A 10,370-nucleotide genomic window follows, 5' to 3' on the forward strand; every position below is an offset into this window, starting at 1 on the left:
TTGGTGGAGCTAAACGGGATCGAACCGTTGACCTCTTGCATGCCATGCAAGCGCTCTCCCAGCTGAGCTATAGCCCCAAACAGTCAGTGTTGCGTGTTGCTGTGTGGACGGGGCGCATATTAAGACTGGATCGGTAGGCTGTCAAACTTATTTTTAAAAATTTCTAAAAAAATTTGCCGTGAGAACAACCACTTATCCTTAAAACCCCGAAAACACGGGGGCGCGCTGATTAAATTTGTAGTCGCTGCCGCAGGCTGCGATGGGCTGCATAGCAGCCCTGCTGTTCCAAAATACCTTCGGCCCCTCTCGCAGCCTTCGGCAGCGACTACAAATAAACGCGAATCAAGCCATTGCGCTGAACAGCTTTTCCCACTCTTTGTTTTCTTTCTTCGATACGCCACCCAGCAGGTCCAGCGCCTGACGCAGACGGAAGCGCGTCAGGTCCGGGCCCAGGATCTCCATGGCATCCAGTACCGACACCGAGCTGGCCTGGCCAGTGATGGAAGCGAACATCAGCGGCATGGCATCACGCAGCTTCAGTTCAAGGGATTCCACCACGGTCTGAATGCACGCCGTGATCGCGTCTTTCTCCCACTGACGCAGGCTTTCGAGCTTCCACAAAATCAACTGCATCAACTGGCGTACTTGATCGCCGGAGAGCTTTTTGTGCTCAAACAGCTTGGCATCCAGCTGCACGCCGCCTGCGAAGAAGAACCCGGCCAACGGCGCGATCTGGCTGAAGGTTTCAACCCGGCCCTGCACCAGCGGCGCGATCTTCATCATGTAGTCGGGGTTCAACGCCCAGTGCTGCACGCGGCTGGCGAACTCTTCCAGCGGCAAGTCACGCAGCCATTGGCCATTGAGCCAGGAAAGCTTCTCGATATCGAAAATCGGCCCGCCCAGGGAGACACGGGACAGATCAAAGTTATCGACCATTTCTTGCAGCGAGAACTTCTCGCGCTCGTCCGGCATCGACCAGCCCATGCGGCCCAGGTAGTTGAGCATGGCCTCAGGCATAAAGCCCATGCGCTCGTAGAACGTCACCGACGTCGGGTTCTTGCGCTTGGACAGCTTGCTCTTGTCCGGGTTACGCAGCAGCGGCATGTAGCACAACTGCGGTTGTTCCCAGCCGAAGTATTCGTACAGCAGGATCAGTTTTGGCGCCGATGGCAGCCATTCTTCGCCACGCAATACGTGGGTGATGCCCATCAGGTGGTCGTCGACCACGTTGGCCAAAAAGTACGTAGGCAGGCCGTCAGCCTTCATCAGTACTTGCATGTCCATGCGGTCCCACGGGATCTCGACGTCGCCACGCAGCATGTCCGGCACCACGCACACGCCCTCGGTCGGCACTTTCATGCGGATCACGTGCGGCTCGCCTGCGGCCAGGCGGCGGTCGATTTCTTCTTGCGACAGCAGCAAGGCACGGCCGTCGTAACGCGGGGTTTCGCCCTTGGCCATTTGCTCGGCGCGCATCTGGTCCAGCTCCTCTGCGGTGCAGAAGCACGGGAACGCATAGCCCTTGTCGACCAGTTCCTGGGTGTATTGCTTGTAGATGTCACTGCGCTCGCTTTGACGGTACGGACCGTGCGGGCCGCCTACGTCCGGGCCTTCGCTCCAGGTGATCCCCAACCAGCGCAGGGCGTCGAAGATCTGCTGTTCCGACTCGCGGGTCGAACGCAATTGGTCAGTGTCTTCGATGCGCAGGATGAACTCGCCGCCATGCTGCTTGGCAAAGCAGTAGTTGAACAAAGCGATGTAAGCGGTACCTACGTGGGGGTCGCCAGTCGGTGATGGCGCGATGCGCGTGCGAACGGTGGTCATGAGCGATCTCGAAGTGAAGATAAAACAAAGGGCGAATCTTAACAGGCCGACCCGGCTCGGCTCCAGCGCAGCACGCAGGCAAAGGCCGAACATCCGACGCGCAGATGAAAAAACCTCCAAATAGAGCGTTTGTATCAAGTTGATACAGGGAAAACCCCGGGACAGAGGTGCTAATCTCGCCTCATTCTCGGTCATCCCTGTCTGGAGTCTCCCCATGGGCCACGTAGTGCTGGTGCTGGTTGAAACGGTTAACGACTGTCTGTATCTGCTGGAAGACCAGGGCTATGACCTGATTCTTGCGCCCAGCGCCGCCAGCCGCGCCGAGGCCATCGCCACTCACGGCGCACGTATCGACGTCGTGCTGACCCGCGGCCCGCTGGGTTTGCGCGATGATGAAATGGCCGCCCTTCCCTTGCTCAGCATCATCTGCGTGATCGGCGCCGGTTATGAAGAAGTCGATTTGCAGGCCGCCAGCAATCGCGGGATCAAGGTGACCAATGGCGCCGGAGCCAACGCCTCGTGCGTGGCTGACCATACCCTGGCGCTGCTGTTGTCTACGGTGCGCGGCATCCCCCAGGCGGACGCCAGTGTGCGCCGCAACGAGTGGATCAAAGTACGCCAGCCGAGCCTGTCCGGAAAACGCCTGGGCATTGTCGGCCTTGGCGCAGTGGGTCAAGCCATCGCCAAACGGGCCGCGCTGGGTTTTGACATGAGCATCAGTTACCACACCCGCCAACCCCGCCCGGACAGCCCGTACACCTACCGCGCCAAAGTACACGATCTGGCCAGCGCGGTGGACTTTCTGGTGCTGGCGACCCCCGGCGGTGCGGGCACGCGACACTTGGTCGACGCCAGCGTACTCCAAGCGCTGGGCCCCGACGGCTACCTGATCAACATTGGCCGCGGCAGCGTGGTCGACACTCAAGCCCTGATCACCGCCCTGACCGCAGGCACCATCGCCGGTGCCGGGCTTGATGTGTTCGAGGGCGAACCCTTGGTCCCCGATGGCCTGAAAACCCTCGGCAACGTGGTCATGACCCCGCACGTGGCCGGCCAATCGCCCGAAGCTGCTAAAGACACCGTGCAATTGGTGGTCGACAACCTGCAGGCGTTTTTTAGTGGCCAGCCGTTACTGACACCGCTGCAACTGCCTGCACCTCGCTAACACTGATTTATAAAGTCCCGGAGCCCGCGTTTGAAATTCAGCCTGCCAAAAATCGCCACCGCGCCCTTCTGCCCGCCTGAAGTCAGCGGCAGCGTCCCCGTGGACGCCAGAGCGCCGTTCTGGAAACGCGCGCTACGCTTCGCCGGGCCCGGCTTGTTGATCAGCATTGGCTACATGGATCCGGGCAACTGGGCCACCGCCATCGAAGCAGGTTCGCGCTACGGCTACAGCTTGCTGTTTGTGGTATTGCTCGCCAGCCTGGCCGGCATGGCCGTGCAGTGTTTGTGCTCACGCCTGGGCATCGCCACCGGGCGCGACCTGGCGCAACTTTGCCGCGAACGCTACAGCCAGCGCTCGGCACGGTTTCAATGGGTGTTGGCAGAAATCTCGATCATCGCCACCGACCTCGCCGAAGTGCTCGGCTGCGCGCTGGCCTTCCACTTGCTACTAGGCTGCTCGCTGACCTTCGGCATCGCCCTGACCGCCTTCGACACCCTGTTGATTCTGGCGCTGCAAGGCAAAGGCTTCCGCCGCCTCGAAGCCATCATGCTGGCCTTGGTGATGACCATTGCCGCGTGTTTTTTCGTTGAACTGGTGCTGATCAAACCCTACTGGCCGGACGTTTTCGAAGGCTTCAAACCTTCCCTCTCCGCCATCAGCGACGCCGCGCCGTTGTACATCGCCATCGGCATCATTGGCGCCACGGTCATGCCGCACAACCTCTACCTGCACACCTCCATCGTGCAAACCCGCCTGACCGGCCGCGACTACGCCAGCAAACTCGACGCCGTGCGCCTGTCGCGCATCGACACCATCGGTTCGTTGACCCTGGCCCTGCTGGTCAACGCCGCCATCCTGATCCTCGCCGCTGCCGCCTTCCATCAGACCGGCCATTCTGACATCGTCGAAATCCAGGACGCCTACCGCATGCTCGACCCGCTGGTCGGCGGCGCCATGGCCAGCATCCTGTTTGGCGTGGCATTACTGGCCTCGGGTCAAAGCTCGACCTTCACCGGCACCATTGCCGGGCAAGTGATCATGGAAGGCTACTTGAACCTGCGCATCCCCTGCTGGCAGCGCCGCCTGATTACCCGTGGCCTGGCCTTGATCCCGGCGTTCCTCGGGGTGTGGCTGATGGGCGATGACGCCGTGGGCAAACTGCTGATCCTTAGCCAGGTCGTGCTGAGCCTGCAACTGCCCTTTGCGCTCTACCCGCTGATCCGCATGACCAGCGACTCTACGCTCATGGGGCCTTTCGCAAATCGGCTGCCGACAAAGCTGCTGGCGTGGTTCCTGTTTGCCGTGATCAGCGGGGCGAATGTGTGGTTGATTGCGCAGATTGGATTTGGGGATTGAAAACGGTTCGTGTAGTCGCTGCTTAGGTACGACGGCTGCGATGCGGGCCGCAGGACCGCCGTCCGGGGTCGCTTCGCAACCCATCGCAGCCTCATGCTTCGGCAGCGACTACAAGTGATTTGCAAGGTTCAGGATTGTGCCAGCCGTTTATCCAGCCAACCCGCCACCCGCCCATGGATCTCCGGCACTTGCTCCAGCAAGCCGCTCATGCGCATAAAGTCGTGGGTCATGCCGGGTTCTTCCAGCAACAGTACGTCGTTACCGGCTTGTTCAAGCTTGCGGGCATACGCCAGGCCTTCGTCATATAACGGGTCGTAGCCGGCCAGGTACACCAATGCCGGGGCCAGGCCGCTGACATCTGTTGCGAGTAACGGCGAAATCCGCCAGTCCTGCAGCACCTGTTCATCCTTGGCGTAATGCCCGTAAAACCAGTCCATGGTCGCGGTTTCGAGCAGGTAGCCCTCGGCGTAACGCTGATGGGAGTCACGCTTGCAGCTGCCATCGGTCACCGGATACAGCAGCACTTGGGCACGGGGCACGATGGCGACTTCTTGCGGTTCCTGCACCGCCAGAATCGATAACACCGTGCTCAAGGTTCCGCCCGCACTGTCTCCGGCAAAGGCCACCCGCGAGGCGTCCAGCCCATGTTGACGGCCCTCACGCAGCAGCCAGTTCACTGCATCGCAGGCGTCATGCACGGCGGTGGGAAACACCCACTCCGGGGCTAGCCGGTAATTGACCGCCAGCAAGGCAAAATCCCCGGCCGCCGCCAACCGGCGGCACAGCGAATCATGGCTGTCGAGGCTGCCAATGACATAGCCACCGCCGTGAAAATAAACCACCACCGGCAACGGCCCGACCTCAAGGCCAGGCCGACGATAAAGCCGTGCCGACAGGCTGAAGCCATCACGCGCCGGAATCCGCACGTCGTAGCTGTCCACTGCCGTCACCGGCACATCAAACACGCTGGCGCTTTGCTCGAACTCGCTGCGGGCCTGGGCCGGGGTCAGCGCATGCATGGGCTGGGTCTTGCCGGTCATGCGGCTGAATTCAGCCAATTCTAAAAATGCTTCCAGTTCGGGCAACACCGACATTTCTACTTTCCTCAATAACAAACTGTTAGTGGGGCCGCCCGTCGTCGGCGCCACGCTGTCGCGCAGCAAACAGGCCGCCGATTTTCTTCAGCATCCCCCAATCGATTCCCTCTCCTTCGGGAGAGGGCTAGGGTGAGGGGGCTCTTGACTTGAGTACATATCCGTTGCTGCGGCAACGGCCACTTAGGGTTCCGGCCTTACGCCGCGTCACTTTGCAAAAGCGGCAAAGTAACCAAAACGCTTTTGCCCCTACCCCTCGGTGCCTCGCTCTGGCTCGGCATGCCCTCACCACAGGCCAAGCTCGGTGGGCCCGCCGCGATCGGCCATCCATGGCCGTGTCGCGGCTAACCCGGCTTCATGCCGGGTTACCCTCTGCGCAAAACCTGCGTTCGGCCAGCGTGGTTTAACGGGGCCTCTTAGATCAAAAACCAGATCAAGATCAAAAGATCGCGAGCAAGCTCGCTCCTACAGATTCTTTAAAATCAATCGCTTAGTTCATATTTGATAACGATCTTTTGCTCCGCACCCGTTCAAGCCAGATCAAGCTGCACAGCCAACAGGTCATCCAGTTGCGTCAGCAATCGCGCATGGCGCATCAATTCGTAATGGCCGCCACTCAACACCTCATGGCTGGCGCCCGCGCCGATGTGTGCCGCGTGTACCCGGCGCTCTTCTTCACGGCCTGCCACCCACCAGTGGTGGGCCTGCACCCGAGTCTGCGGCAAGCCGCGCTGGGCCAACGCCAAGTGCTTGAGCCGTGCACCCACGGCGAAGATCTGGCTCAGTTCCGCCGCCCCCAACACGCCATGCTCATGGGTGGCCATCGCGGCTTCAATCACCTGCTCGGCACTGTGCTGGTCATCCGCCATTAGCATCTGCGCCTCGGCCTGCGTCACGCCCAACACGAAACGCAAAAAGTCTTGTAGATCTTCACGCCCGTCACTGGCTTGCGCCGTACCCGCCACGTAGCTGTCGACCAATCCGGCAAACGCCACTTCCTGGCCCTGGGCCTCCAGCTCTTGCGCCACCAGCAAGGTCAACGCACCGCCCAGCGACCAGCCCAGCAGGTGATAAGGGCCGTGGGCCTGCTGCTGGCGGATGTGCACGGCGTAGGCCTGAGCCATGGTTTGCAATGAGTCGTCCTGCCAAGCCGGGTCCAGCAACATTCGGCACTGCACTCCATAAACGCTGCGGCGCCCGTCCAATTTACGGGCCAGCGGTTCATAGTCGAACACTGTGCCGAACCCCGCGTGCAGGCAGAACAACGGCGGCACGCCACTGACCCGGCTGTTGAGCGCCAACAAAGGGTCCGGCGCAAAGGCCGCAATGTGCGGTTCATAACCGCTCAGTTGCGCGATGCAGGGCTTTTGCATCAAGTCGCGCAGTTTCAGGCTGAAGCCCAAATGCGCCTGATGACGGACCTGCGAGATGACTTTCAACACCTGCAACGAGTCGCCGCCCAGCTCAAAAAAGTTATCGTCGATACCGACTTGCTCCAGGCCCAGCACGTCTTGCCAGATCTGCACCAAGGCCTGTTCCAGCGCATTGCGCGGCGCGCGGTAATGGTCTTGGGCGCGCTGGGGCTGTAGCAAGGCGCGGCGATCCAGTTTGCCGTTGGCCGACAGCGGCAACCGAGCCAGTTGCACAATCTGCGACGGCACCATGTAGTCCGGCAGTTGCGCCTGGAGCTGCTCTTTCACCTCGCGCTCAAGGCTCTGACCGGGCGCGGCAACCACATAGCCCACCAACTGCTTGCCGGTGACACCCTCAAAGACGTTGACTGCGGCGTCCTGCACCCCCTCGCACTGGCGCAGGCGCGCTTCGATTTCGCCCAGTTCGATGCGGAAACCGCGGATCTTCACTTGTTGGTCCAGACGCCCCAAGTAATCGACTATGCCGTCTTCGCGCTGGCGCACCAGATCACCGGTGCGATACATGCGCCCGCCCTTGGCATCGAACGGGTCCGGCAAAAAGCGCTCGGCACTCAAACCGGGCTGGTGATGATAGCCACGCGCCAGACACTCACCGCCCAGGTACAACTCGCCGCTGACGCCCACCGGCAACGGGTTCATGTCCGCATCCAGCACGTACACACCACGCCCGGCCACGCTGCGGCCAATCGGCGCGTAGGCGGCGTCACACTGCTGCGTCACCTCGGCGCGCCACAGCAGCGGCGTGACCACTGTTTCTGTCGGGCCGTAGCCATTGACCAGACGCTGCGGTTGCAAGGCGCGTTTAACCAGTTCAAAGCTGGCATCCGGCACCGCATCGCCGCCAAAGCAGTAGGTGTGCACCGCTGGCGGAGGCCCTTGGGTCAGCGCCACTTCGGCCAGTTGTTGCAGATAAACCGGCGGGAAGCACGCCACATTCACCTGCTGCTCACGCAGCACCTGCAAGGTCTGCTCGGGGGTCCACAAGTGGTCGCCACGAATCACCAGGCTGCCACCAGCCAACAACACACTGAGCCAGCGTTCTTGGGCACCGTCGAACGCGAACGACATAAAGTGCAATTCACGGCTCGCCGGGCTCAGCTCATACAGCTCGATAATTCCCTGGCAATGTCGCGCAATCGGCTCGCGGGCCACCGCCACGCCTTTAGGTTGGCCGGTGGAGCCCGAGGTGTAGATCAAATACGCCAGGTGCCCGGCCAATGGCTGCACGGGGTGCGGCGTGCCTTGAACGTCCGCCAGTGTGTCCAGCTCCAGCCGCGCCAGGGCCGGATCAAACGCCACCCGCTGATCGACGTCGCTGCGGCACAGCAACAGGCTCGCGCCCGAGTCCGCCAACATATAGGCCAGACGCTCGGCGGGGTAATCCAGGTCCAGCGGCAGGTACGCCGCGCCCGCCTTGAGCACCGCCAAAAACGCTACGACGGTGAGCTCCGAGCGCGGCAGCGCCACGGCCACCACCTCCTCCGGGCCGATGCCTCGGGACTGCAACTCACAAGCCAGCCCATTGGCTTGACGCTCAAGCTCGGCATAACTGAGTTCGCGGCCGTCACAGCTCAGCGCCCTGGCCTGCGGCTGGCGCAACACCTGCTGGCTAAAGCCCTGCACCAGATCAGTCACCGGCAGAGCGGGATGCGTCGGTTCGATACAGGCGTTGGGCAAGCCGATGGCACCGATCAAACGCTCGGCGTCTTGCGGCAACTGTGCCAGCAACCCTTCCAGTTGCGCACGAATGCGCTCGACCTCAGGCGCACTGAAGCGCTCGCGCAGGTACAGGTATTCAACCTCCAGGCCTTGCTCGCTGGCGCTGACCATCAAGTCCATCGGGAAGTTGGTCACCCCGCCGCTGCCGACCTCGGCAAAGCGCAGCTCTCCGTCCTGCTCGCCGCGCAAAGCGCGGTCTACCGGGTGGTTCTCAAACACGATGATGCTGTCGAACAACCCCTGCCCGCCCTGCCCGGCCCAGCGCTGAATATCTGCCAGCGGCGTGTGTTCAAAGTCGCGGATCGCCAGGTTGTAGTCCTGCACCTGACGCAACCAATCGCCCAGCGCCTGCTGCGGGTCGAGGATCTGGATCACCGGCAAGGTGTTGATAAACAGCCCGAGCATGTCCTGCGCCCCGGCCAATTGCGTCGGTCGCCCGGCCACGGTGGCGCCAAAGGCCACGCTGCGCTGCCCGGTGTGACGCTGCAAGAGCAACAGCCAGGCCCCCTGAATCAGCGTGTTCAGGGTGACGCGCTGGGCATTGGCAAAGCGATGCAGACGCTGGGTCGCCGCGCTGTCCAGATAGCTGTACAACACACCATGCCCGCTGCCTTGAGTATTCGCGGCCTTGGCCAAAATGCTCGGTGCATCCAGCGCTTGCAGGCGCTCGCGCCAGAAGTGTTCGGCCAGCGAGGCGTCCTGGCGCTGCAACCAACTGATGTAGTCGGCATAACGCCCGGTCAGCGCTGGCAACGCCTGCCCGGCGTACACGCGGAGCATCTCACCGAGCAGGCGCGAGGCGCTCCAGCCGTCGAGCAGCAAGTGATGGTACGTCCAGATCATTTGCACACGGGACTCGCCCACATGCACCAGGGTGAAGCGCATCAACGGCGGGCAGTTGAGGTCAAAGCCACGGGCCTGTTCATCCGCGGCCAGTGCCTGCAAGGCGGCTTCGGGCGCGGCATGATCACGCCAGTCCAGCTCGACAATCGGCAGTTCGGCATGCCGATACACCGCTTGCATCGGCTCGGTCACGCCGTCACGCCACCTGAACGCAGCGCGCAGCACCTCATGGCGTTCGAGCAAGGTTTGCCAGGCGGCGCGAAAACGCTCTACCTGCAAGCCTTCAACCGCCACGCTCAACTGGTTGACGTACAGATTAAGCTCGGGCGACTCGATGCAATGGAACAGCATGCCCTGCTGCATCGGCGACAGCGGGTAGACATCGTCCAGCTCATTGCGATCAATTGCCAGCGTGTCGGGTGCAAGGGCAAACGCCGGAGTGTTGAGGGCTTCAAGCCGTTGCGGCTCGGCAGTCTGGGCCAATGCCGCCAACGCACGGATGGTTTGTGCGGTGAACAACTGCTTGGGGGTAAAGGCCAGCCCACGGGCCCCGGCACGGCTCACCGCTTGCAACGAGATGATCGAATCACCGCCCAGCTCGAAGAAGTTCTCGGTGACGCCAATCGCCTCCAGCCCCAGCAACTCCTGCCAGATCTCAACCAGCAACACCTCGGCCGGTGTGCCTGGCGCGACACGTTCAGCCACCTCCCGACAGGCCTGCGGTGACGGCAGCGCCTGCCGGTCCAGCTTGCCATTGGGGGTCAGCGGCAACGCCGCCAGGCACAGCACATGGGCGGGCAGCATGTGCGCGGGTAAACGGCTGCGCAGATGATCGACCAGCGTTTGGCGCAACGTCGCCTCGTCGGCCAGCGGGTCACGGGCCACCACATACCCCACCAACTGACGGCTGAGCGGACCTTCGCGGTCCACCACCCA

At 62.0% G+C, this 10,370-nt stretch carries 5 protein-coding genes and 1 tRNA gene; 2 read left to right on the forward strand and 4 right to left on the reverse strand.

Features of this window, described 5'->3' with window-relative positions; genetic code table 11:
• Position 1 precedes the first annotated feature (1 nt).
• Together GHO25_RS24440 and gltX are read right to left on the reverse strand one after the other, a co-directional pair.
• Positions 2–77: transfer RNA gene (locus GHO25_RS24440), tRNA-Ala, on the reverse strand.
• A 265-nt stretch (positions 78–342) separates the two neighbouring features.
• A complete protein-coding gene (gene gltX / locus GHO25_RS24445) occupies positions 343–1,824 on the reverse strand; it encodes a glutamate--tRNA ligase (RefSeq protein WP_153330962.1) in 1,482 nt (493 codons plus the stop codon).
• A gap of 214 nt (positions 1,825–2,038) precedes the next feature.
• Between gltX and GHO25_RS24450 the strand changes: the two genes are divergently transcribed.
• Together GHO25_RS24450 and GHO25_RS24455 are read left to right on the forward strand one after the other, a co-directional pair.
• A complete protein-coding gene (locus GHO25_RS24450; RefSeq protein WP_153393027.1) occupies positions 2,039–2,989 on the forward strand; it encodes a 2-hydroxyacid dehydrogenase in 951 nt (316 codons plus the stop codon).
• 30 nt (positions 2,990–3,019) lie between these two features.
• Positions 3,020–4,345, forward strand: a complete 1,326-nt coding sequence (locus tag GHO25_RS24455; RefSeq protein ID WP_153393030.1) for an Nramp family divalent metal transporter — start codon at positions 3,020–3,022, stop codon at positions 4,343–4,345.
• Positions 4,346–4,473: 128 nt separating this feature from the next.
• On the opposite strand, the gene GHO25_RS24460 is transcribed toward GHO25_RS24455, so the two are convergent.
• Together GHO25_RS24460 and GHO25_RS24465 are read right to left on the reverse strand one after the other, a co-directional pair.
• The gene (locus GHO25_RS24460) at positions 4,474–5,439 is read right to left on the reverse strand and encodes an alpha/beta hydrolase fold domain-containing protein (RefSeq protein WP_153393033.1); all 966 of its coding nucleotides are present in this window, start codon (positions 5,437–5,439) and stop codon (positions 4,474–4,476) included.
• Between the two features lie 530 nt (positions 5,440–5,969).
• Positions 5,970–10,370 (reverse strand): non-ribosomal peptide synthetase (locus tag GHO25_RS24465; protein WP_153393036.1); only part of this gene is annotated, 4,401 nt, incomplete at its 5' end.

This window comes from Pseudomonas sp. FSL R10-1350 (assembly GCF_009600525.1).
GTDB lineage: Bacteria > Pseudomonadota > Gammaproteobacteria > Pseudomonadales > Pseudomonadaceae > Aquipseudomonas > Aquipseudomonas helleri.

Excerpts from the sequence above, each read along its gene's own strand:
- gltX (WP_153330962.1), bottom strand. The coding sequence starts at position 1,824 with ATGACCACCGTTCGCACGCGCATCGCGCCATCACCGACTGGCGACCCC.
- GHO25_RS24450 (WP_153393027.1), top strand. The coding sequence starts at position 2,039 with ATGGGCCACGTAGTGCTGGTGCTGGTTGAAACGGTTAACGACTGTCTG.
- GHO25_RS24460 (WP_153393033.1), bottom strand. The coding sequence starts at position 5,439 with ATGTCGGTGTTGCCCGAACTGGAAGCATTTTTAGAATTGGCTGAATTC.